The organism is Merdimmobilis hominis (assembly GCF_016901855.1).
Classification (GTDB): Bacteria; Bacillota; Clostridia; order Oscillospirales; family Ruminococcaceae; genus Paludihabitans.
On sequence record NZ_JACJKY010000017.1, the window covers coordinates 1 to 23,911 of the forward strand.

Below are 23,911 nucleotides of genomic sequence, written 5' to 3' on the forward strand. Positions count from 1 at the left end.
CTCGCTCGTCTTATCACTGTCGTACTTACTCGTAGAATTAAATCGGGTCGATTTATTCTTTCTTCGTTTTACCTTACATTGTTTAATTTTCAAGATCCCGATGAGCTTTCGCTCATCTTCACTCTCTCGGAAGCGACTTGATTATTATATCATGTCGTTTTCAGTTTGTCAAGTACTTTCTCGAAGTTTTTTTCGAGGTTTTCGCTCCTACGACTCTCTCGATATTCCTTCTCATTTCCTTGTTTTTCCTGTCCTCCGTGACAGCTATATTATAATACCACACACACCCCCGTTTGTCAACACCTTTTTTCATCTTTTTTCGTCTTTTTCTTTCTATAATGAAAAAGAGGCACACAGTCTTAAAACTGTGTGCCCCTGTTTTCTATTTCTTACGAAGCAATAAACGCGCAGAATGCACGGTAGGTCGAGTATACGTCGATTTTCGAGGTTACTTCAAACGGAGAATGCATCGAGAGCACCGGCACGCCGATGTCGATGGTATCGATATCAAGCGCTGCAGTGCAGAATGCAACCGTTCCGCCGCCGCCCTGATCCACTTTGCCAAGCTCGCCGGTCTGCCATAAGACGTTATTTTTGTCGAGCATATGCTGCACTTCGCCTGCAAACTCAGCCGACGCATCCGATGTACCGGATTTGCCGCGTGCACCGGTATATTTTGTGATCACAGCGCCGTAATTTACATAGCAAGTGTTGCGCGGCTCGTTGACCTCCGGGAAGTTCGGGTCAAATGCTGCGTTGACGTCTGCCGACAAGCATTTCGAATTGGACATCACAACACGGCCGTTTTGACCGAAGCACTCTGCCAGGTCTTTTAAGAAGTTCGGCAGGTATGCAGCGCTCATGCCGGTTGTGCCCTCACTGCCGGTTTCCTCTTTATCTGCCATCACGACAACGGCGGTGCGGCGCGGTGTTTCTGCATCTAACAGTGCGGTGAATGCAGTGTATGCACACACGCGGTCATCCTGACCGTATGCGCCCACAAGGCTGCGATCAAAGCCGATATCTTTTGCCGGAAATGCCGGAACTGCGGTAAGTTCCGCCGCACGGAAATCTTTTTCGACGATGCCGTATTTTTCGAACAGTGCTTTCATGAGATTCAGTTTCACGCGCTCGCTTGCCTCGTCGTCACGGAACGGATGCGAACCGATCAAGACGTTGAGCTGTTCGCCTTTGATGCCCTCATGCAGGGAAAGTTTAACCTGATCGGCAGCCAGATGCGGCAGAAGATCGGTTACACAGAACACCGGATCGCCTGCATCTTCGCCAACGCGAACGGTTACACTGGTGCCGTCTGCGCGGATGATCACACCGTGCAGAGAGAGCGGAATTGCGGTCCACTGATATTTTTTGATACCGCCGTAGTAATGTGTTTTGAAATAGCCGATTTCATTGTCCTCATAAAGCGGATTGACTTTTAAATCCAGACGCGGCGAGTCGATATGTGCGGTCATCAGGTTGACGCCGTTTTCGATCGTCTCCATGCCGACCACTGCAAAGATAATTGCTTTGCCGCGGTTATTCATATACACTTTGTCGCCCGGTTTGTAAGCAGTGCCGCGTACAAACGGTACAAAGCCTTTTTCCTCTGCCATTTTGATGGCACGGGTAACTGCTTCGCGCTCTGTTTTTGCATCATCCAAAAACGCTTTGTAATCCTCGCAGTAAGCCTGTACTTCGGAAAGCTCTGCTTCACTCAGCACAAGACCGCCGTGTTTTCGTTCCATGAACAGCTTTTCTTTTAAAAGCTGTGCTTCAGTTTTTTTGTTTTCCATAAAAAAATCTCTCCTTTTTATTTTTGATCCGCAGGCAAAATCCCATCGGGATACAAGGAAGTATACTTCTCATACGCCTGCATCACTTTATTAACATAATGTGCCGTCTTTTCGGACGGAATCGTATGAAGCGATTCGCCGTCGTAGGAAAGCGATGGATCATCCACCCATTCGTTCACTGCACCGCGTCCCGCATGATATGCCGCTGCCGCCATTTCATAGGAACCGAACTCCTCATAGAGATAGTGGAGAAAATATGTTCCGTAGCGAATGCTCACCTCCGGATCAAACAAATCCGAAAAGACGGTATCCTCTTCCTGAAGCTTGCCTTTAATCCAGTCAAACGTCGTTTCAGCAACCTGGGTCAGTCCTCTGGCGTCTGCCTCGGATACAGCATTCGGGTCAAAATCGCTCTCTGTTTTTATCACCGCATACACAAACAGCGGATCGATCTCATATTCCGCGGCATATTTTGTGACGATCTCTGCATAAGGCGTCGGATAGTGCTGACGGTAAAACCGCCGAATCCCGAAATGCGTACAGATGCCGCCCACGATCACGAGCAGAATCAAACTGATGATGAGTACACTTTTACGAATGCGAACAGCCATGAATCCTCTCCTTGATTTTCATTGCAGCATCATGCACCTGTGCGGCAAACTGCTGCTCGGTGCCGTTATTCTCGATGAGAATCGCACAATGTTCTTTGAAAAATGATTCGGGATACTGGGAATTCATACGTGCCTGCGCCATCTGCTCGTCAATGCAGTCACGTGCCATAATGCGAGCTTTGCGGCGGTCAGCATCGGCACAGACAGCGACAATCAGTGCACAGTTCTTGTCCATCCCGCTCTCAAACAGCGTCGGTGCATCGAGAATGACTGCTTCTTTCCCCTGTAAAGCTGCCGTTTGGATAAGCACTTCCACACGCTTTGTGATAAACGGAAAAATCGTATCGTTTAAAAGTGCACGTGCAGTACTGTCGGTAAAGACGCGTTTTCCGAGCGCTTTTCGATCAAGCGAGCCGTCCGCGCACAGAATCTCACGCGAAAACACCTCTGTAAGCGCGTGCAGTCCGTCGCTTCCCGGCTCAACCACCTCGCGCGCCACGCGGTCACAGTCAATGACGAAAAATCCTTCTTCCGAGAGCATGGCAGACGCCGCCGATTTCCCGGCGCCCGTCTGACCGGTCAGTCCGATAATGAGCGGATGGTTCACAGGCGCACCACCTCAAACCCTGCCGCACGCAGCAGACGGTTATAGATTGCAAGTCCCATGCCGTCACGCTGCGGCATGCGTGCATAGATTGTATCCACGCCGAGTTTGTCCACAGCACGCAGGCTGCCAAACAGCAGTTTTGCCTGCATCATGACATCGTCCGCCGCACCGTATGTGACGCACGGCACTTTGAGCATCGATTCTTCGCCGGAGAATACAAGTGCGCCCACCCGCTCGTCGGCATGGCTGTTGACAAACGACACAAACGACGAAAGCGGTGCATCGAGAATGATGACATTCGTTTTCGGAGAATAGTGTCTGTGCATCATACCCGGCGAAAGTGCCTGTGTACCGGCTTTAATCTCGTGCAGAACGCCGTCGTCGACTGTGACATGCGGCACCGTTTCGCGAAGCATCTCGACGGTCACAGCGCCCGGACGCAGAAGCACAACGGCATCTTCTTTGAGCAGTACGACGGTTGATTCGAGTCCGTAGGTGCACGCACCGCCGTCGAGAATCACCGGAATTTTTCCGTTTAAGTCGTTATACACATGGTTTGCCGTTGTCGGGCTCGGTGCACCGGAGCGGTTTGCCGACGGTGCGGCAAGCGGCAGACCCGATTCACGAATGAGCGCCTGTGCCACCTTGTGCGACGGGCAGCGCACCGCAACAGTCGAAAGACCGGCGGTCACTGCGAGCGGCACGCGGTCACTCTTTTCAAAAATCATTGTAAGCGGTCCCGGCCAGAACCGCTCGGCAAGCTGTTTTGCAATCTCCGGGACACGGTTTGTGAGCATCGGCAGCATGTCGATCGAATCAATGTGGACGATCAGCGGGTTGTCCTGCGGACGTCCCTTCGCCAAAAAGATTTTCTCGACAGCGGCTTCGTCAAACGCACTCGCCGCGAGTCCGTACACCGTTTCGGTCGGCATGCCGACCACCTCGCCCGATTCAATCAGCCGGGCGGCATATGCAATATGTTCGTTGGTTGGAAGCAATACTTTCGTTTCCATTTCTTCTTCCTCCAATCTGTTTTCTGTTATTCCTGCTCCGCAGAGGCAAGCTTCTCCGCCTGATCGGCAGTGATGAGCGCGTTGAATAACTCATTTAAATCGCCGTCAAGCATGGAAGCAAGCCGGTACGATGTAAATCCGATGCGGTGATCGGTCAAGCGTCCCTGCGGATAGTTATAGGTGCGGATGCGCTCACTGCGGTCACCCGTTCCCACTTGGCTTTTGCGTTCAGACGCAATCTGTGCGTTTTGTTCGGCGACTTTTTGCTCATACAGCCGCGAACGCAGAACTTTCATTGCCTTTTCCTTATTCTTAAACTGACTGCGCTCGTCCTGGCATTCCACCACTGTGCCGGTCGGCAGGTGGGTAATGCGGATCGCGGACTCGGTCTTGTTGATATGCTGACCGCCTGCACCGCTTGAACGGAACGTATCAATCTGCAAATCGGCAGGATCAATCTGAAAATCAACTTCCTCGGCTTCCGGCAGAACCGCCACCGTCACGGTCGAGGTGTGCACACGTCCCTGCGACTCGGTTTCCGGCACACGCTGCACGCGGTGCACGCCGCTTTCAAACTTGAATTTCGAGTATGCACCCGCACCGCTCACGCTGAAACTGATTTCCTTGATACCGCCTAATTCCGTTTCGTTTAAGCTTAACACTTCGATCGTAAAGTGCTCGGATTCGGCATACATCGAATACATGCGAAACAGCGAATGCGCAAACAGCGCCGCTTCCTCGCCGCCCGCACCGCCGCGGATCTCGATGATGACGTTTTTTTGATCGTTCGGATCTTTTGGCAATAATAAAATCCGCAGCTGTTCTCTAAGCTGTTCGGTCAGTGTGCGGCTTTCGTCCAGCTGTTCAGAAGCGAGTGCTTTCATCTCCGCGTCCAAGCCGCCCTCAGAAAGCATCTCCTTTGCTTCCTCAAACTGTGCAAGCGCTTTTTTATACTCTGCAAAGCACGAAACAATCTCCGACAGCGCGTTATGTTCAATCGTCAAATCACGGTACACGGCAGGATCCTCAAATACTGCCGGGTCCATCATTTTATGGCTGATTTCTTCAAATCGTTTTTCAATCAAACTGAGTTTTTCAAACATCAAACGTCCTCCATGATATGTTTTATTCTGTTTTTCAGATAAAAACACACAATGCTAACCGCGTTCGATTTTTTTGATGTGACGTTCAATCTTGCTGCGGGGCGTCATCAGTTCCCGTCCGCATTTTAAGCACCGGAGTTTAAAATCCATACCGGTACGCAAAACCAAAAACCGGTTTTCCCCGCACGGATGATTCTTTTTCATCACAAGAACATCGTTTACTTGTACATCCATGCTGTTTCACTCCTTTTTTCTGATCATTTTATTATATCATGTTTTTAATGAAAAAAGCAAACGAATTATATGAACATTCCTGTCCTGTCTGCGCCATGATTTGCCTTGTATGCAAGCGTTTCTTTCGGCAATGCTATAAAAACAAATCAATCAAAAAGGAGCTTTTCCTATGAACCAATATATCTGTGCATTTTTTAACACCGAAGACGAAGCGCTTCTCGCCGCTTCAAAGCTTAAACAGTCTGCACCCTGCGAAATGATTTCCATCCGCGAACAAAACGACACCGTCACCGAAAAAGACGCACCGTTTTCCGATCTGTTTATTCCGTTTTCCTCCGAATCGTACAGTTCGTTTTCGCTGATTCCCGAAACGTTCAATTTTGATGCTGTGGCAAAACACGACCACGCTGCCGCGCGTCATCACGCAAATACCCACGCCGTCGTGTCGGTCAAAACGGCCGCACCACACGCTTCGGCAGTCGAATCGATCCTGCTTTCATGCGGCGGACAATCTCTCTCCAAAACGAATATTCCGTAAGCGCTTCTCATACAATTTTGTATCGAACAAAAAAAGAGGAGGCTTTTAAAATATGGCAACCTATCTGCCTGAGGGATATCGAACCCAATGCGCATCTGCTGCGAATTTTCATACGATCGCATCCGTGCGCGATGCAATGCTTTCCCGCCAGATTTTAGAATCGCGTGCACTGGTATGCGATGCCGGCCACAATCTGATTGTGGATCTCGGATGCATGAAAGGAATGATTCCGCGCGAAGAATGTGCCATCGGCATTCGCGAGGGAACGACACGCGACATCGCAATTTTGTCAAAGGTCAATAAACCCGTCTGCTTCCGCATCACGGATGTGCGCTCAGACGAAAAATTCCGTCCGTATGCACTGCTCTCCCGCAGAGAAGTGCAGGAGGAATGCCGCAGCCACTATCTGTCGACACTCAAAGCAGGCGATATCATCCGCGGGAAAATCACACACATGGAGTCATTCGGCTGTTTTGTCGATATCGGCTGCGGCGTAATTGCACTGCTGCCAATCGACGCCATCTCTGTTTCGCGCATCAGTCATCCGCGCGACCGCTTTTTCACCGGACAAAACATTTACTGCATTGTTCGTTCTGTGGAACCAAACGGCCGCATCTCACTTTCCCACAAAGAACTGCTTGGCACCTGGGAAGAAAACGCCGCGCTGTTTGCACCGGGCGAAACGGTCGGCGGCATTGTCCGTTCTGTGGAAAGCTACGGCGTATTCATTGAACTGACACCGAATCTCGCCGGTCTTGCCGAATGCAAGGAGGGTGTGAAAGTCGGACAGCACGCCAGCGTGTTTATCAAAAGCTTGATTCCCGAACGAATGAAGGTTAAACTGATTCTTGTGGATTCGTTCGACAGCGACGAGCCGCCCGCACCGCTTTCGTATTACATCAAAGAAGGGCACCTTGACCGGTTTATCTACTCTCCTGCCATGAGCAGCCGTACAATCGAAACCGTATTCGAATCAAGTGAAACCATACCGGCAGTCGCATGCAGTGCCGGCATCGGACAGCATACATAAACTGTATCCCCCGCTCAGAATATTCTGAGCGGGGATTTTCATGCGCATTCATAGTAAAAGCCAGAAAACGCCGCCCGTTTTAAAAAAACGAGCGGCGTTCTTTATCGATGAATCACTGCACGCAGGACAGGTGCAGCCAAACAGAACAGCATCGGCCAGAGAAGTTCTTCGAACGAGAGCGATACGGTCGAAAAAATCATTTGCAGCCATGGAACATACATCACACAAAACAGCACCGTCACCGAAACGGCTGCCGCGGCAATCAGCTTTTTGTTGTTGAAAAACGAAATCGAAAAGATCGACCCTTCCTCTGTTTTGCACTCAAACACATGCAGAAGCTGTGCAAAAATGAGCGAAAACAGTGCGGCAGTCCGCGCATGCGTCACATCGCCAGTCATGCGGTACACGCACACAAACGATCCGAGTGTCGTCAGCCCGATTAAGATGCCGCACATGATAATCCGGAAGCCGAGTCCGTTTGAAAAGATGGATTCCTCCGGTTTGCGCGGCGGCTTTTTCATGACGTTTTGGTCATACGGCTCAAGTCCAAGCGCAATCGCAGGAAGTCCGTCCGTCACAAGGTTTACAAGCAGAATCTGAATCGGCAGTAAAATCACTGGCATAGAGAAAAGCATGCCTAAAAACATCGTGAGTACCTCGCCGATGTTGCACGAAAGCAAGTAGCGGATGAACTTGCGGATATTCGCATAAATACTGCGTCCCTCCGCTACCGCCGTCATCATCGTCGAAAAATCATCGTCAAGCAGAATCATGTCGGCGGCTTCCTTCGTCACATCGGTTCCCGTTTTTCCCATGGAAACGCCGATATCTGCTTCTTTGACTGCCGGAGCGTCATTGACACCATCGCCGGTCATCGCTGTGATCTGTCCGCGCTGTTTAAATGCACGTACAATCCGCAGTTTATGTTCCGGCGACACCCGTGCAAATACGGACGTCTGCATCACAGTATTGCGAAGCGTACTGTCATCCATGCGGTCAAGCTCCGCACCGGTTACGACACGTTCGCCCTCGGTTAAAATGCCGGTTTGCTTTGCAATCGCGGCGGCCGTATTTTTATGATCGCCTGTAATCATCACGGTTTTAATCCCCGCCTGCCGTCCGCGGAACACCGCCTGTTTGACACCATCCCGCGGCGGATCGGTCAGTCCTGCAAATCCCAAGAATACAAGCCCTTCCTCGGCGGTATCCGTTTCATCGAATGCCTGGCGGTATGCCGCGCCAATCACACGCATCGCCCGGTCAGCAAGGACACCATTCTGTTTTACAAGCTGCGCACGTTCCACTGCGCCAAGGGGTACAATGCGACTGCCGACCTGCACGCTGCTGCATCGCGAAAGCAGTACATCCGGCGCACCTTTCGCATACAGCGTATAGCCGCCGCCCGGCGTTTTCATCAGAACAGACATACGTTTTCGCGTGCTGTCAAACGGAATCTCCGCAACTTTTGTCATTGGCGGTTTTTGCGGAATCTCCGCAGAAGCACACCGATAAAGCGCCTGTTCGGTCGCAGAACCGTGTGTCGGCGCATCATCCTGCACGGCGGTACACACCCGGAAACAGAGAAGCATCTGCTCGATTGCTTCATCACTGCGGTCAGGTTTTTCACATTCTTTCGTCTTCATTGTGGAAAACGCGTGCACGCTCATCTGATTTTTCGTAATCGTTCCCGTTTTATCGGAGCAGATCACCGTGGCACATCCGAGCGTTTCCACCGCGTGAAGCTTTCGCACCAGTGCGTTTTGCTTGACCATCCGACTCACCGCAAGTGCAAGCGAAATCGTTACAACGGCGCAAAGGCCCTCCGGCACAGCTGCTACCGCCAAACTCACGCCGGTAATCAACATCGAAAACAGGTCTTCTCCGCGCAGAACGCCGGTGATGCTGACAATCGCGCAAATAAGCAGACATCCGGCGGCAATATATTTCGAAAGTCCCGCCAAATGCTTTTGTAAGGGTGTCGGTTCTTCAGAAATCTGGTTGAGCATTCCGGCGATTTGTCCCATTTTGGTGCGCATGCCCGTGTGCTCCACCAAAAATTCACCGCGTCCGCCCACCACGGTACATCCCATATATACCGATTGTTCGTCTTCGCCTTTTTTGACGGCAACCGACTCGCCGGTCAGCATCGATTCATCACACGAGAGCGCCACAGATGAAACAAGCGTACCATCCGCCGGAATGCGGTCGCCGGCTTCAATCAGCACAAGGTCGCCCGGTACCAGTTCGGATGCCGGCTGACTGCACAGCACACCGCCACGAAATACATTGGCATGCGGTGCTGCCATTGCCTGCAGTGATTCAAGCGTTCGTTCTGTCTTTCGCTCCTGCAAAAATCCAAGAAAGCCGTTCATCAGCACAATCACCGCAATCGTGATCGCCTCAACATATTCCCCCATAAAGACGCTTGCGGCGGTACAAACGAGCAGAATCATCGTCATAATGTCTTTATACTGTTCAAAAAACAGTATAACTGCATGCTTTTTTCGTTTTCCGACCAGAACATTCTCCCCGTACTCCTTTTTGCGGCGGAGTACTTCCTGTCTGCTCAGTCCGCGCGGTTTTTCTTCGCGAATCGGTTCTTCTCCCTGCGGTTTCTTCTCAGGCAGCGCGGATGATTCCTGCGGCAAAAATTCCTGATTCAAAACATTCATCCACTTCATGGTTCGTTCCCTCCCTGCCGAACATACGGCTGTTTCATCTATATGCACCGCATAAATCGTTCATGCTGTCTTTTCTTTTTGAAAAAAGCGTGCTACAATACAAAAAAGGAGGCTTTTTTATGGAACAAGAACGTTTGAATCGGTTATCAACCGCGCTGCGCCGTCATCAGATCGGCTGCACACCGCTTTCTTCTTCGAAAGAACTGCGCGGTATTTTAGAATCGGAAATACCGGAAGGCAGTGTTGTTGCCTTTGGCGGCTCTATGACTTTAGCCGAAACTGGCACGCTCGAACTTTTGCGTGAATGGGACAAAACCGGCCGTATCACACTGCTTGACCGCGGCAAACCGGGACTTTCACCGACAGAAGTTGACGAGGTTCTGCGCCGTTCTTTTTTTGCAGACGTATATCTAACTTCCGTCAACGCATTGACAGAGGACGGATTTCTTTACAACGTAGACGGAAACGGCAACCGTGTCGCCGCAATGATTTTCGGACCGAAAAAAGTACTTGTCATTGCAGGTACGAACAAACTGGTGCCTGATCGTGAAGGCGCAATCGAACGGGTTCGTCAGATTGCCGCTCCCCAAAACGCGAAACGGCTCCACCGCGATACACCGTGCACAAAAACCGGACATTGCTGTGACTGCCTGCATCCAGAAAGAATTTGCTGTTCCTATACCTTTTTTGGGATGCAGCGTGACAAAAATCGGATGCATGTGATTTTAATTGATGAGGTGCTCGGATACTGATGGCGAAAAATATCAAGAAAACAAATGCACTGCGGTTACTTGAACAAGCACAAATCGACTATACCGCTTATGAATACAGCGTATCAGACGGAAAAACCGATGCAGTGAGTGTCGCAAACAAGCTGGGTGTTTCGCCGGACATTGTATATAAGACACTTGTGACCGTCGCGGACACACATGAGCACTTTGTGTTTGTGATTCCTGCGGCTTCCACGCTTGATTTAAAGGCGGCTGCCCGCACAGCAGGTGTCAAATGGGTGGAAATGATTCCGCAGGCAAAGCTTTTGCCGCTGACCGGGTACGTTCACGGCGGATGTTCGCCGGTGGGCATGAAAAAGCTGTTTCCGACCTTTATTGATGCTTCCGCCGAATCGCTTCCGCTGTTTTTCGTGAGCGCGGGTAAAGTCGGAATGAATCTCTCCGTTTCTCCGACGGCACTTGCCGGTTTAGTAAATGCTTCTTTTGCATTTGTTTCACATTAAAAAGAGCAGACACCGTTAAGGGTGTCTGCTCTTTTTAATCAAACAAAAAAACGGACAGGAAATCCTGTCCGTTTTTTATGCGTGTAGTAAATCAGTTCAATTAGCCGATTGCTTTAACAACGACGCCCGAACCAACTGTACGGCCACCCTCACGAATAGCGAAACGCAGGCCTTCTTCGATAGCGATCGGAGTGATCAATTTAACTTTGATCTCGATGTTATCGCCCGGCATAGCCATTTCAGCGCCGCCCTGGAGCTCGATGGTGCCAGTAACGTCGGTTGTTCTGAAGTAGAACTGCGGTCTGTAGTTGTTGAAGAACGGAGTGTGACGGCCGCCCTCTTCTTTTTTCAGGACGTAAACCTGGCCAACAAACTCAGTCATCGGGTGGATAGAGCCCGGTTTAGCAAGAACCTGACCGCGCTCGATCTCGTTTCTCTGAACGCCGCGGAGCAGTGCGCCAACGTTGTCGCCAGCCTCAGCGTAGTCAAGAGTTTTACGGAACATCTCCATGGATGTAACGACAACTTTTCTTCTCTCTTCGGTCAAACCAACCAGTTCAACCTCGTCGCCAGTGTTCAGCTTACCTCTCTCAACACGGCCTGTAGCAACAGTACCACGGCCAGAGATGGTCATAACGTCCTCGACCGGCATCAGGAACGGCAGGTCAGCTTTACGGTCCGGAGTCGGGATGAAGCTGTCAACTGCGTCCATGAGCTCGTGGATGCAAGCATATTCCGGAGCGTTCGGATCTGTGGAATCAGACTCGAGCACTTTCAGAGCAGAACCACGGATGATCGGAGTGTCGTCGCCCGGGAACTCGTACTCGTTGAGGAGCTCGCGGATTTCCATCTCGACGAGGTCCAGAAGCTCTTCGTCGTCAACCTGGTCAGCTTTGTTCATGAATACAACGATGTACGGAACGCCGACCTGACGGGACAGAAGGATGTGCTCACGAGTCTGCGGCATCGGGCCGTCAGCTGCGGAAACAACGAGGATAGCGCCGTCCATCTGAGCAGCACCGGTGATCATGTTTTTAACGTAGTCAGCATGGCCGGGGCAGTCAACGTGTGCATAGTGACGGTTTGCAGTCTGATACTCAACGTGTGCGGTGTTGATTGTGATACCGCGCTCGCGCTCCTCCGGAGCTTTATCGATGTTTGCGTAATCAACGAACTCAGCGTCGCCTGCGAGACCGAGAACTTTGGTGATTGCAGCGGTCAGAGTGGTTTTGCCGTGGTCAACGTGGCCGATGGTGCCAATGTTGACGTGCGGCTTGTTGCGTTCAAATTTTGCCTTTGCCATTTGAATTTTCCTCCTTTTATGTGTGGGTAAAATACACAACACGATACGCTATCTATTTTACCACGTTTCTGTTAAAATTCAAGCGGTTTTCTTGAATTTAATCTTTTTTTGCGCGCTCACTGATGAGTTTGTCCGAAATGCTCTTCGGAAGCTCAATATAGTGGCTCGGCTCCATGGAATACTGGCCGCGTCCCTGGGATTTGGAACGGAGTGCGTTGGAATAACCAAACATCTCGGACAGCGGAACAAATGCATTGATCTGCTGTGCGCCCGGACGGGATTCCATACCCTGGATCTGACCACGGCGAGAGTTGATATCGCCGATGATATCGCCCATGTATTCTTCCGGAACGGTAACGACAACTTTCATGATCGGCTCGAGGATGACCGGATCTGCTTTGCGCATAGCCTCTTTGAAAGCCATGGAACCAGCGATCTTAAATGCCATCTCAGAGGAGTCGACCTCATGGTAAGAACCGTCGAACAGGGTGACTTTTACGTCAACAACCTGATAGCCGGCCAAAACGCCTGCCTGCATTGCGCCCTGGATACCAGCATCAACTGCCGGGATATACTCTTTCGGGATCGCGCCGCCGACGACTTTGTTGATAAACTCATAGCCTTTGCCGGATTCGTTCGGCTCAACAATGATTTTAACATGGCCGTACTGACCTTTACCACCCGACTGACGAGCGTATTTGTGGTCAACGGTTGCTTCTTTACGGATGGTCTCTTTATAGGAAACCTGCGGAGCGCCGACGTTTGCCTCTACTTTGAATTCGCGGAGCAAACGGTCAACGATGATCTCTAAGTGGAGCTCGCCCATACCACCGATGATGGTCTGGCCGGTCTCTTCGTCGGTGTAGGTTTTGAAGGTCGGATCTTCTTCCGCCAGTTTTGCAAGGCCAATTGCCATTTTCTCCTGGCCTGCTTTTGTCTTCGGCTCGATTGCCAGGTTAATAACCGGCTCCGGGAAGACCATGGACTCGAGGATAACCGGATGTTTCGCATCACAGAGGGTATCACCGGTTGTGGTGACTTTCAAGCCGACTGCTGCTGCGATATCGCCCGCATAAACGGTTTCGATATCGGTTCTCGAGTTTGCGTGCATCATCAGGATACGGCCAACGCGCTCCTGTTTGTCTTTCGTGGAGTTTAAGACCGGGCTGCCTGCATTGAGGGTACCGGAATATACACGGAAGAAGCACAGTTTACCAACGAACGGGTCGGTAGCAATTTTGAATGCGAGTGCGGAGAACGGCTCTTCGTCGCTGGACGGACGATCGGTCTCGTCGCCGGTTTCCGGATTCACACCTTTGATCGGCGGAATGTCGGTCGGAGCCGGCATGTACTCAACGATTGCGTCGAGCAGTTTCTGCACGCCTTTGTTACGGTAAGAAGTACCGCAGACAACCGGAACCAGTGTGTTTGCCAAAGTACCGGTACGAAGACCGCGTTTGATCTCCTCTGTGGTGAGTTCTTCACCCTCGAGGTATTTCTCCATCAGTTCTTCGTCCTGCTCCGCGACTGCCTCGATCATAGCTGCACGGTATTCCTCAGCCTGCTCGCGCATATCTTCCGGAATTTCTTCGACACGCATATCGGTGCCCATTTCATCATAATAGATGTCTGCGTTCATTTCGATCAGGTCGATCACGCCGCGGAATGTGTCCTCGGCACCGATCGGCAGCTGAATCGGAACAGCGTTACATTTTAAACGGCTTTTCATCATGCTGAGCACGTTGTAGAAATCTGCGCCCATGATGTCCATTTTGTTGATATAAGCCATTCTCGGAACGTGGTATTTGTCAGCCTGACGCCAAACGGTCTCAGACTGCGGCTCTACGCCGCCTTTTGCACAAAATACGGTGACAGAACCGTCAAGGACACGCAGGGAACGTTCAACCTCAACAGTGAAGTCAACGTGGCCCGGGGTGTCGATGATGTTGATGCGGTGACCTTTCCAGAAACAGGTGGTAGCAGCGGAGGTAATGGTGATACCGCGCTCTTTCTCCTGCTCCATCCAGTCCATGGTGGACGCACCGTCATGAGTTTCACCCATTTTGCGGTTTTTACCTGTGTAAAACAGGATACGTTCGGTCGTGGTGGTTTTGCCGGCGTCGATGTGCGCCATAATACCAATGTTTCGAGTCTGTTCAAGGGAAACCTGTCTTGGCATAAAAACCTCCTCGTTAATCGGGACATTGTCCCACATGCGGATTTACGGAAAACCAGATTAGAATCTGTAATGAGCAAATGCTTTGTTTGCTTCTGCCATTTTGTGTGTATCTTCGCGTTTTTTGCACGCGCCGCCGGTGCCGTTCATCGCATCGAGGAGCTCGCCAGCCAGACGCTCTTTCATGGTTCTTTCGCCGCGGTTACGCGCATAAGCGGTCAGCCAGCGAAGACCCAGTGTCTGACGTCTTTCCGGACGGACTTCCATCGGAACCTGGTAGGTCGAACCGCCGACACGGCGAGCTTTAACCTCCAGCAACGGCATGATGTTCTCCATCGCCTGCTCAAAAACCTCCAAAGCGTCTTTGCCGGATTTCTCAGCAACGATTTCAAATGCACCGTATACAATCTTCTGCGCCACACCTTTTTTACCGTCCAGCATTACGCTGTTGATCAGGCGGGTCACTTTCTTTGATTTGTAAAGTGGGTCTGGCAAAACATCACGTTTTGCAATTTTACCTCTTCTTGGCACTTTACTTCCCTCCTTCATAAAATGATATCATAGGTACTCGAAAGATTCGCTTCCGTTGGCACCAATGCAGAGGCTTTCTTTATATATTATATAAGAAATGCCGCTATCATTGGGCAAGAATTACGATCTTATTTCTTTGCCGCGCCAGCTTTCGGACGTTTTGTGCCGTATTTGGAGCGGGATTGGCCACGGCCGTTTACACCCTGGGTATCGAGTGTACCGCGGATGATGTGGTAACGAACACCCGGAAGGTCTTTGATACGACCACCGCGGATCAGCACGACGCTGTGTTCCTGCAGGTTATGGCCGACACCCGGAATGTACGCTGTAACCTCAAAGCCGTTGGACAGACGGACTCTGGCAACTTTACGAAGAGCCGAGTTCGGTTTTTTCGGAGTCATTGTTCTGACAACCGTGCAAACGCCACGTTTCTGCGGAGCGCTCTGATCTGTTGCCTGTTTCTTCATGGAGTTGTAACCTTTCTGAAGAGCAGGAGCGGTCGATTTCTTCTCGTTGACAAGTCTGCCTTTTCTGACTAACTGGTTAAAAGTAGGCATATCGCACCTCCTTAAATAAAGAATAAAAATAACACAGGCGGCTAAGCCTGTATTGGCCGAGCCGCCCGTATTTCACGGTATACATGCTCAACCTATCTAATTAAACACTGTTTTTGCGTGTTTGTCAATAGGTTTCGCAAATATTTTTTGAATATCCGAAAATTCCTTAGAATTCCTCCGGCATTTCGATCGATTCATCGAGTTCCGGTTCTTCATGTTCTGCAGCATCAGCAGCCAAGCTGTCTTCTGCTGCCGGCACAGCCTGTGCATGTGCAGGTTCCACCGAAACATCGCGGTAGCAGTTCATGCCGGTACCAGCCGGAATCAGTTTACCGATGATAACGTTCTCTTTCAGACCGGTCAGCGGGTCAACCTTGCCTTTGATTGCAGCTTCGGTGAGCACGCGGGTGGTCTCCTGGAACGATGCTGCCGACAGGAAGCTGTCGGTTGCGAGCGATGCTTTGGTGATACCCAGAAGCACTGCCTGATACTCGCATTTTTTCAGCGTTGTTTCGCCTGCTGCAATGCGTGCATCGATCTCGCGGTTTGCTGCTTCCACCTCGGAACGGTCAGTCAGCGAACCCGGCAGCATTGCGGTGTCGCCTGCATCGGTGACACGAACCTTACGCATCATCTGACGAACGATAACCTCGATGTGTTTATCGTTGATATCTACGCCCTGCATACGGTATACTTTCTGAACTTCCATGTTCAGATAGTTCTGTACTTCCTGCTCGCCGCAGACAGCCAGCACGTCATGCGGGTTGATCGAACCCTCGGTCATCGGCTGACCTTTTTCGATCTCCTGACCCTCTTTGACTTTGATGCGGTAGCCGTACGGAATCGGGTATACGCGCTCTTCGCCATCGAGTGCTTTGACGGTGATCTGACGGGTACGTTTCACATCTTCGATATGGATACGGCCGGAAATCTCCGCGATGATTGCAGCGTTCTTCGGTCTTCTGCCCTCGAACAGCTCCTCGACACGCGGAAGACCCTGTGTGATATCCTCTGCCGACGCGATACCGCCGGTATGGAACGTACGCATGGTCAGCTGTGTACCCGGCTCGCCGATGGACTGTGCCGCGATAACGCCGACAGCCTCGCCGATTGCGACCGGCGCGCCGGTTGCCAGGTTTGCACCGTAACATTTCGTACAAACGCCCTGTTTCGACTGACAGGTGAGGATTGAACGGATCTTAACCGATTTGGTTCCGGTTGCGATGATTTTGTTTGCATCGAACTCGTCCATGAGTTTATCTTTGGAAACGAGCACTTCGCCTGTCTGCGGATCGCAGAAGTCCTCGACCAGATAACGGCCGATCAGACGGTCAGAGAATGGCTCGATGATCTCTTTGCCTTCTGCAACCTCATAGACTTCAATGCCTTCGTGGGTACCGCAGTCATCCTGACGGATGATGACGTCCTGCGAAACGTCAACAAGACGACGGGTCAGGTAACCCGAGTCTGCTGTACGAAGCGCGGTATCAGCCAAGCCTTTACGTGCACCACGGGAAGAAATGAAGTATTCGAGGATGTTTAAGCCTTCACGGTAGTTTGAACGGATCGGCACCTCGATGGTCGCACCGGAGGTGTTTGCGATCAGTCCGCGCATACCTGCGAGCTGACGGATCTGGTTGATACTACCACGCGCACCGGAGTCCGCCATCATGAAGATCGGGTTGTATGCATCCATGTTTTTCTGGAGTGCATCGGTGACTTTGTCGGTGGTATCTGCCCAGGTTTCCAGAACGAGTTTGTAGCGCTCTTCGTTGGAGATAAGACCCATGTTGAACTGGTCGGTGATCTCCTCGACAGCAGCCTCTGCTTCTGCCAGATATTCTTTTTTCTGCGGCGGAATTGCAGCGTCGCAGACTGCAACGGTAATTGCACTCTTTGTGGAATATTTAAAGCCCAACGCTTTGACTTTATCGAGCATTTCAGCAGTGATCGCTGTGCCGTGGACACGGATGCAGCGGTCGATGATCTGGCCGAGCTGTTTCTTCTTAACGATGAAGTCAACCTCGAGCGCAAACTCGTTTTCGGAGTTGGTGCGGTCAACATAGCCAAGGTCCTGCGGAATGTTCTGGTTGAAGATCAAACGGCCCATGGTGGTGTCGATAATCCGGGAAACGGATTTGTCGCCGACCTGTTTGGTCATGCGGACTTTGATCTTTGCGTGGAGCGAGATGACGCCTTCGTTGTACGCCATCATTGCCTCGTTCATATCACGGAAGATCTTGCCTTCGCCCTTGTCGCCGTCTTTTGTAATTGTCAGGTAGTAAGAACCGAGGACCATATCCTGGGTCGGAACGGTAACCGGACGTCCGTCAGACGGTTTTAAAATGTTGTTTGCAGCAAGCATGAGGAAACGTGCTTCCGCCTGTGCCTCTGCGGACAGCGGCACGTGCACAGCCATCTGGTCGCCGTCGAAGTCCGCGTTGTATGCGGTACAAACGAGCGGATGGAGTTTCAATGCACGACCCTCAACGAGCACCGGCTCAAACGCCTGGATGCCCAAGCGGTGCAGCGTCGGCGCACGGTTTAAGAGCACCGGATGGTCTTTGATGACGATCTCGAGTGCATCCCAGACTTCCTCTTTTGCACGCTCAACCATTTTACGTGCGCTCTTAATATTGTTCGACTGGCCGGTTTCAACCAGACGTTTCATAACAAACGGTTTAAACAGCTCGAGTGCCATCTCTTTCGGCAGACCACACTGATACATTTTGAGCTCCGGTCCGACGACGATAACCGAACGTCCCGAGTAGTCAACACGTTTACCGAGCAGGTTCTGACGGAAACGGCCCTGTTTACCTTTGAGCATGTCAGAAAGCGATTTGAGCGGGCGGTTGTTCGGACCGGTGACCGGTCTGCCGCGGCGTCCGTTGTCAATGAGGGCATCGACAGCTTCCTGAAGCATACGTTTTTCGTTGCGGACGATGATGTCCGGTGCGTTTAACTCGAGCAGGCGAGCCAAACGGTTATTACGATTGATGACACGGCGGTACAGGTCATTCAAGTCAGACGTTGCAAAACGGCCGCCGTCAAGCTGTACCATCGGACGGATATCCGGCGGAATGACCGGAACCACGTCGAGAATCATCCATTCCGGACGGTTTCCGGAAGCACGGAATGCCTCCACAACCTCCAGACGTTTTAAATAACGAACGCGTTTCTGACCGCTTGCGGTTTCAAGCGCGTGTTTCAATTCTGCTGCCAGTGCATCGAGGTCGAGCTCAGCAAGCAGGGTTTTGACTGCTTCTGCGCCCATGCCTGCTTTGAAATCGTCCTCATAGCGCTCACGCATGTCGAGATATTCCATCTCAGTGAGCAGCTGACCTTTTTCGAGCGCAGTGCTGCCCGGATCGGTCACGATATATTTCGAGAAGTAGATAACCTCTTCCAAACGTCTCGGCGAGATATCCAGAAGCAATCCCATACGGGACGGGATGCCTTTGAAATACCAGATGTGCGAAACCGGTGCTGCCAGTTCGATGTGACCCATACGTTCACGGCGAACTTTTGCACGGGTGACTTCAACGCCGCACTTATCGCAGATTTTGCCTTTAAAACGAAGGCGTTTATATTTACCGCAGTGACACTCCCAGTCCTTCTGCGGCCCGAAAATCCGTTCACAGAACAATCCGTCCCGCTCCGGTTTCAAGGTGCGGTAGTTGATGGTCTCCGGCTTTTTCACCTCGCCGTAAGACCACTCGCGGATCTGTTCGGGAGAAGAAAGTCCGATTTTAATCGACTCAAAAGTGTTAAATTCCATTACTCAGACTCCTTTCACTGCGGTGATCAAAACAAGTCGTCATCCTCGTTCGAGAAATCAGACGGATCAAATTCAAAATCATCGGTGTCTTCTGCTTCGGTCACGCTGTAACCGTCAAATTCACCGTCTTCCACATATTCGCTGTGGTCCTCAAACGACGGTGCACCAATATCGTCATCATCGAAGGTCTGTTTCAGATCAATCTCCTGATTATCTTTGTCAAGTACTTTGACATCAAGACACAGCGACTGCAGCTCTTTGATAAGGACTTTAAACGACTCCGGAATACCCGGTTTCGGAACATTCTGACCTTTGACGATCGACTCGTAGGTCTTCACGCGGCCTTCCACGTCGTCAGATTTGACGGTGAGGATCTCCTGCAGGGTGTATGCAGCGCCGTATGCCTCGAGTGCCCAAACCTCCATCTCACCGAAACGCTGACCGCCGAACTGTGCTTTACCGCCGAGCGGCTGCTGTGTAACGAGCGAGTACGGACCGGTGGAACGAGCATGGATTTTATCGTCGACCAGGTGGTGCAGTTTGAGGTAGTACATGTAACCAACGGTAACCGGGTTATCGAAATACTCACCGGTACGGCCGTCAATCAGCCATGTTTTGCCGTCCTCGGACAGACCTGCTTCACGCAGACAGTCGCGGATGTCGGACTCGTGTGCGCCGTCGAATACCGGCGTCATGATCTTCCAGCCGAGTGCTTTTGCCGCATAGCCCAAGTGCACTTCGAGCACCTGTCCGATGTTCATACGAGACGGCACGCCCAGCGGGTTTAACACGATGTCAAGCGGTGTGCCATCCGGCAGGAAGGGCATATCCTCCTGCGGGAGAATGCGGGAAACGACACCTTTGTTACCGTGGCGGCCTGCCATTTTATCGCCGACAGAAATCTTACGTTTCTGTGCGATATAGCAGCGAACCACTTTGTTGACGCCCGGCGAAAGCTCGTCGCAGTTGTCGCGGGTGAAGACTTTGACATCGACGATGATGCCGCATTCACCGTGCGGAACCTTAAGCGATGTATCGCGGACTTCGCGTGCTTTTTCACCGAAGATCGCACGCAGCAGGCGCTCCTCAGCGGTCAGCTCCGTCTCACCTTTCGGTGTAACTTTACCAACCAGGATATCGCCGGCACGGACTTCCGCACCAATGCGGATGATACCGTTTTCGTCGAGGTCTTTGAGTGCATCCTCGCCGACGTTCGGAATATCTCTTGTGATTTCCTCCGGACCGAGTTTGGTATCGCGTGCTTCTGTTTCGTATTCTTCAATATGGATCGAGGTGTACACGTCGTCGCGAACAATCTTCTCGTTGATCAAAACGGCGTCCTCGTAGTTGTAACCTTCCCAGGTCATGAAGCCGATGAGTGCGTTTTTGCCCAAGCTGATCTCACCGTTACAGGTTGCCGGACCGTCTGCAAGCACGTCGCCGACTTTGATCTGCTGGCCTTTGGACACGATCGGGCGCTGATTTGTACAGGTACCCTGGTTCGAACGTTTGAACTTGAGCACTTCGTATTTGTGAAGTACGCCTTCGTTGTCACGGATGGTGACGTGGTCTGCATCGACCGAATCAACAACACCTTCGTGTTTGCTGACAACGACAACGCCCGAGTCAACAGCTGCTTTGTACTCCATACCGGTGCCGACGATCGGCGACTCAGTTTTTAAAAGCGGCACAGCCTGACGCTGCATGTTTGCACCCATGAGTGCGCGGTTTGCGTCGTCGTTTTCAAGGAACGGAATCATCGAAGTAGCAACAGACACAACCATTTTCGGCGAAACGTCCATGTAGTCGATGTTTTCACGGTCAGTTTCCAGGATCTCGTTGCGGAAACGTGCGTTAACACGTTTTCTTGCAAAGGTGCCTTCCTCGGTGAGCGGTTCGTTCGCCTGTGCGACAACGAACTCGTCCTCCATATCAGCAGTCATATAGACCACTTCGTCAAGCACTTTGCCGGTCTCTTTGTCCACGCGGCGGAACGGCGCTTCGATGAAGCCATACTCATTTAAACGTGCAAACGATGCCAGGTAAGAGATCAAACCGATGTTCGGTCCCTCCGGCGTCTCGATCGGGCACATACGGCCGTAGTGGCTGTAGTGTACGTCGCGGACTTCGAAGCCTGCACGGTCACGGGACAGACCGCCCGGGCCGAGTGCGGAAAGACGGCGTTTATGGGTAAGCTCTGCAAGCGGGTTTGTCTGATCCATGAACTGCGACAGCGGCGAAGAGCCAAAGAACTCTTTGATTGCTGCCACAACCGGACGGATGTTGATGAGCGCCTGCGGTGTGATGGTATCAAGATCCTGCGCCTGCAGTGTCATACGTTCACGGATGACACGCTCCATACGCGAAAAGCCGATGCGGAACTGGTTCTGCAAAAGCTCGCCAACTGCACGGATACGACGGTTGCCCAAGTGGTCGATATCGTCGGTTGTGCCAACGCCGTAATCGAGGTTGTTCATATAGTTGATCGACGCAAAGATGTCGTCTTTTGTGATGTGTTTCGGGATCAGCTCGTTTACGCGTGCTTTGACCATCTCGCGTGCTTCCTCGTCGGAGGATGCTTTCTCGAGAATGTCCATGACAATTTTATAACGAACCATCTCATAGATGCCGCAAGTCTCTTTATCAACACCCGGGATGTAATCGTCGAGATCGACCATGCCGTTGGAGATGACTTTTACGACTTTCTGGCCTTCTTCAACCAGCAGGTAAACGGTATCAACACCTGCACGCTGAATATCCATTGCAAGCTCACGGCTCACTTTGGTGTTTGCTTCTGCGATCAGCTCGCCGGTTGCCGGATTGACAACAGGCTCTGCCAGTGTGTGGCCGGCAATACGCACGCTCATCTGCAGTTTTTTATTGTATTTGTAGCGGCCGACTTTCGACAGATCGTAGCGGTGCTCATCAAACAGCAGCGGAACGATGTGTTTGACTGCCGATTCGAGTGTCGGCGGCTCGCCCGGACGCAGTTTGCGGTACACTTCGAGCAATGCCTCGTCACCGTTTTTCGTCGCGTCCTTATTACCGATTGTTTCAACAATGCGCTCGTCCTCGCCGAAGATTTCATAAATCTCAGCGTCGCTTCCTGCATAAGACGAAAGGCCCAGCTTGTAATCCTCCGACAGCACGTCTGCGCTCACGTCATCGCGGACACGCAGCATTGCACGGATGAATGTGGTAATCGGAATTTTGCGGTTTTTATCGATACGAACATAGAAGAAATCGTTCGAATCGGTTTCATATTCAAGCCATGCACCGCGGTTCGGGTTGATCGTGGACGCATACAGCTTTTTACCGGTTTTATCGTAGGAATCATTGAAATAGACACCCGGGGAACGGACGAGCTGCGAAACGATAACGCGCTCTGCGCCGTTGATAACGAAGGTGCCGCTTTCGGTCATCAGCGGAAAATCGCCCATGAAGATTTCCTGCTGTTTCACTTCGCCGGTTTCTTTATTCAAAAGCCGTGCTGTCACACGCAGAGGTGCTGCATAGGTAACGTCACGCTCTTTGCATTCACCGACCGTATATTTCGGCTGATCGTCCAAACGATAGTCAACAAAGTCCAAAACCAGATTTCCTGTGTAGTCGCTGATTGCAGCCACATCACTGAAAACCTCTTTAAGACCCTGTTTTAAAAACCAGTCATAGGAATTTTTCTGTACCTCGATCAAGTTCGGCATATCGAGCACTTCATTGATCTTGGCAAAGCTCATGCGGGTGTTTGTACCCAGTTGAACGGGCTTGACATTTACCATAGGCTAATCACTCCATTCGTGTATTCAAAAGGCTGATTTAAAAATATGTGAAAAACAGAGAAATTTCAGATAAAAATTTCTCTTTTTTCTACACATCAGCCTTGCTTTTTTATTTCAGATGTGGTATACTACTTTCGTATTCAAACGCACACCTACCCATTGTGATACAGTATATAATTATACTTAAAACAAAACAGCTTGTCAACTGTTTCTTTCGATTTTTTCAAAAGAAACTTGACAGGCTTTTTTATGCAAAAACGCACGCGCCGCTCAGACTTGTTTTTTATTCTTTCATTGACATTTTTCTTACAAAGTATTATTCTGAAGTTAGAAAACCAAATGAAAGGTGTGATCACATGAAAATGTTCAAATCAATGTGCGGTGTGCTGATTCTCGCCCTTCTTCTTGCAGGATGCGACCAATCCTATATCGACTTATTTCCCGAATCGCCGGTAATAAAGCCGCGTGAATCCTCCGCGGAAACGGCGCCGGAATCATCAACCACACAGCTCGAAACCGAAACGATGCCCGATCTGACGATTGAAATGTATAACGATCTTGAAAACACCGTGGAAATCATCGTCGGTGTCTATGACACCGAAAACCTTTCCACATCAATTGCCGAAGCGAAATTCACCACCGGTGCTTTCGTTGATGAGGACACACCGATTCCCCTGCAAAAACGCCAGTCCTACCGGAGCACGATTCCGGGCTCTGCGATTTCGGCCTGTTCGGGAAACGCCTTTTTTCTGATTTTCATTTATACCACAACCGATGGCACGACGCAAACGCTCGACAGTCTTTATGTCACCAAAAAAGAATGCTTAAGCGGCGAAGTATTTCGTGTGAGCACATGGGTGGAAGAAGGCAAGATGCCGACCATCATAACGCAAGGATAAATTAAACAAAACCGCACATTCTCGTTTTGAGAATGTGCGGTTTT

Annotated in this window: 18 protein-coding genes; 5 read left to right on the forward strand and 13 right to left on the reverse strand. The window is 51.0% G+C overall.

The features are described 5' to 3' along the window. Positions 1-389: 389 nt before the first annotated feature. Genes H6A12_RS09835 through H6A12_RS09860 form a run of 6 tightly spaced genes read right to left on the reverse strand, consistent with a single transcriptional unit; the run spans position 390 to position 5,361 of the window. Entirely contained in the window at positions 390-1,793 is a 1,404-nt protein-coding gene (locus tag H6A12_RS09835) for an aminopeptidase (protein WP_204447421.1), read from the reverse strand. Positions 1,794-1,810: 17 nt separating this feature from the next. After that, positions 1,811-2,404 (reverse strand): lytic transglycosylase domain-containing protein, encoded by a 594-nt coding sequence (locus tag H6A12_RS09840; RefSeq protein WP_204447423.1) that lies wholly within the window; start codon positions 2,402-2,404, stop codon positions 1,811-1,813. After that, positions 2,385-3,011: a dephospho-CoA kinase gene (coaE, locus tag H6A12_RS09845; protein WP_204447425.1), complete on the reverse strand. Its 627-nt coding sequence runs from the start codon at positions 3,009-3,011 to the stop codon at positions 2,385-2,387. The genes H6A12_RS09840 and coaE overlap by 20 nt, the downstream gene beginning before the upstream one ends. Next, a complete protein-coding gene (locus tag H6A12_RS09850) occupies positions 3,008-4,024 on the reverse strand; it encodes an L-threonylcarbamoyladenylate synthase (RefSeq protein ID WP_204447427.1) in 1,017 nt (338 codons plus the stop codon). The genes coaE and H6A12_RS09850 overlap by 4 nt, the downstream gene beginning before the upstream one ends. 26 nt (positions 4,025-4,050) lie before the next feature. Beyond that, positions 4,051-5,127: a peptide chain release factor 1 gene (gene prfA / locus H6A12_RS09855; protein ID WP_204447429.1), complete on the reverse strand. Its 1,077-nt coding sequence runs from the start codon at positions 5,125-5,127 to the stop codon at positions 4,051-4,053. Positions 5,128-5,181: 54 nt separating this feature from the next. Next, entirely contained in the window at positions 5,182-5,361 is a 180-nt protein-coding gene (locus H6A12_RS09860; RefSeq protein ID WP_204447430.1) for a DUF951 domain-containing protein, read from the reverse strand. Positions 5,362-5,530: 169 nt separating this feature from the next. On the opposite strand from H6A12_RS09860, the gene H6A12_RS09865 reads away from it, so the two are divergent. After that, entirely contained in the window at positions 5,531-5,899 is a 369-nt protein-coding gene (locus H6A12_RS09865) for a hypothetical protein (RefSeq protein ID WP_204447431.1), read from the forward strand. Positions 5,900-5,951: 52 nt separating this feature from the next. Next, positions 5,952-6,929, forward strand: a complete 978-nt coding sequence (locus tag H6A12_RS09870; RefSeq protein ID WP_204447432.1) for a S1 RNA-binding domain-containing protein — start codon at positions 5,952-5,954, stop codon at positions 6,927-6,929. A gap of 101 nt (positions 6,930-7,030) precedes the next feature. Here H6A12_RS09870 and H6A12_RS09875 read toward each other — a convergent pair whose 3' ends face one another. Further along, a complete protein-coding gene (locus H6A12_RS09875; RefSeq protein WP_204447433.1) occupies positions 7,031-9,610 on the reverse strand; it encodes a cation-translocating P-type ATPase in 2,580 nt (859 codons plus the stop codon). Between the two features lie 119 nt (positions 9,611-9,729). On the opposite strand from H6A12_RS09875, the gene H6A12_RS09880 reads away from it, so the two are divergent. Then, positions 9,730-10,362, forward strand: coding sequence for a lactate utilization protein (locus tag H6A12_RS09880; protein WP_204447435.1), 633 nt, complete (start codon positions 9,730-9,732; stop codon positions 10,360-10,362). Continuing rightward, the gene (gene ybaK, locus H6A12_RS09885) at positions 10,362-10,844 is read left to right on the forward strand and encodes a Cys-tRNA(Pro) deacylase (protein WP_204447436.1); all 483 of its coding nucleotides are present in this window, start codon (positions 10,362-10,364) and stop codon (positions 10,842-10,844) included. Before H6A12_RS09880 ends, ybaK begins: the two co-directional genes overlap by 1 nt. 100 nt (positions 10,845-10,944) lie before the next feature. Here the strand turns inward: ybaK and tuf are convergent, their stop codons facing one another. The 6 genes from tuf to rpoB form a co-directional block, all read right to left on the reverse strand. Beyond that, entirely contained in the window at positions 10,945-12,147 is a 1,203-nt protein-coding gene (gene tuf / locus H6A12_RS09890; protein WP_204447497.1) for an elongation factor Tu, read from the reverse strand. Between the two features lie 97 nt (positions 12,148-12,244). Further along, positions 12,245-14,326, reverse strand: coding sequence for an elongation factor G (gene fusA / locus H6A12_RS09895; protein WP_204447437.1), 2,082 nt, complete (start codon positions 14,324-14,326; stop codon positions 12,245-12,247). A 57-nt stretch (positions 14,327-14,383) separates the two neighbouring features. Then, a complete protein-coding gene (gene rpsG / locus H6A12_RS09900) occupies positions 14,384-14,854 on the reverse strand; it encodes a 30S ribosomal protein S7 (RefSeq protein ID WP_204447438.1) in 471 nt (156 codons plus the stop codon). A gap of 128 nt (positions 14,855-14,982) precedes the next feature. Beyond that, entirely contained in the window at positions 14,983-15,411 is a 429-nt protein-coding gene (rpsL, locus tag H6A12_RS09905; RefSeq protein ID WP_204447439.1) for a 30S ribosomal protein S12, read from the reverse strand. Between the two features lie 166 nt (positions 15,412-15,577). Further along, on the reverse strand, positions 15,578-19,189 hold the full coding sequence (gene rpoC, locus H6A12_RS09910; RefSeq protein WP_204447440.1) for a DNA-directed RNA polymerase subunit beta': 3,612 nt from the start codon (positions 19,187-19,189) through the stop codon (positions 15,578-15,580). A 26-nt stretch (positions 19,190-19,215) separates the two neighbouring features. Beyond that, on the reverse strand, positions 19,216-22,968 hold the full coding sequence (gene rpoB / locus H6A12_RS09915; RefSeq protein WP_204447442.1) for a DNA-directed RNA polymerase subunit beta: 3,753 nt from the start codon (positions 22,966-22,968) through the stop codon (positions 19,216-19,218). 356 nt (positions 22,969-23,324) lie between these two features. On the opposite strand from rpoB, the gene H6A12_RS09920 reads away from it, so the two are divergent. Then, positions 23,325-23,867 carry a hypothetical protein gene (locus tag H6A12_RS09920; RefSeq protein ID WP_204447443.1) on the forward strand — a complete coding sequence of 181 codons (543 nt, stop codon included), beginning with the start codon at positions 23,325-23,327 and terminating at the stop codon, positions 23,865-23,867. Positions 23,868-23,911 lie beyond the last annotated feature (44 nt).

Coding starts and splice junctions, on each gene's coding strand:
- H6A12_RS09835 (WP_204447421.1), bottom strand. CDS start 1,793: ATGGAAAACAAAAAAACTGAAGCACAGCTTTTAAAAGAAAAGCTGTTC.
- H6A12_RS09840 (WP_204447423.1), bottom strand. CDS start 2,404: ATGGCTGTTCGCATTCGTAAAAGTGTACTCATCATCAGTTTGATTCTG.
- H6A12_RS09850 (WP_204447427.1), bottom strand. CDS start 4,024: ATGGAAACGAAAGTATTGCTTCCAACCAACGAACATATTGCATATGCC.
- prfA (WP_204447429.1), bottom strand. CDS start 5,127: ATGTTTGAAAAACTCAGTTTGATTGAAAAACGATTTGAAGAAATCAGC.
- H6A12_RS09860 (WP_204447430.1), bottom strand. CDS start 5,361: ATGGATGTACAAGTAAACGATGTTCTTGTGATGAAAAAGAATCATCCG.
- H6A12_RS09865 (WP_204447431.1), top strand. CDS start 5,531: ATGAACCAATATATCTGTGCATTTTTTAACACCGAAGACGAAGCGCTT.
- H6A12_RS09870 (WP_204447432.1), top strand. CDS start 5,952: ATGGCAACCTATCTGCCTGAGGGATATCGAACCCAATGCGCATCTGCT.
- H6A12_RS09875 (WP_204447433.1), bottom strand. CDS start 9,610: ATGAAGTGGATGAATGTTTTGAATCAGGAATTTTTGCCGCAGGAATCA.
- H6A12_RS09880 (WP_204447435.1), top strand. CDS start 9,730: ATGGAACAAGAACGTTTGAATCGGTTATCAACCGCGCTGCGCCGTCAT.
- ybaK (WP_204447436.1), top strand. CDS start 10,362: ATGGCGAAAAATATCAAGAAAACAAATGCACTGCGGTTACTTGAACAA.
- tuf (WP_204447497.1), bottom strand. CDS start 12,147: ATGGCAAAGGCAAAATTTGAACGCAACAAGCCGCACGTCAACATTGGC.
- fusA (WP_204447437.1), bottom strand. CDS start 14,326: ATGCCAAGACAGGTTTCCCTTGAACAGACTCGAAACATTGGTATTATG.
- rpsL (WP_204447439.1), bottom strand. CDS start 15,411: ATGCCTACTTTTAACCAGTTAGTCAGAAAAGGCAGACTTGTCAACGAG.
- rpoC (WP_204447440.1), bottom strand. CDS start 19,189: ATGGAATTTAACACTTTTGAGTCGATTAAAATCGGACTTTCTTCTCCC.
- rpoB (WP_204447442.1), bottom strand. CDS start 22,968: ATGGTAAATGTCAAGCCCGTTCAACTGGGTACAAACACCCGCATGAGC.
- H6A12_RS09920 (WP_204447443.1), top strand. CDS start 23,325: ATGAAAATGTTCAAATCAATGTGCGGTGTGCTGATTCTCGCCCTTCTT.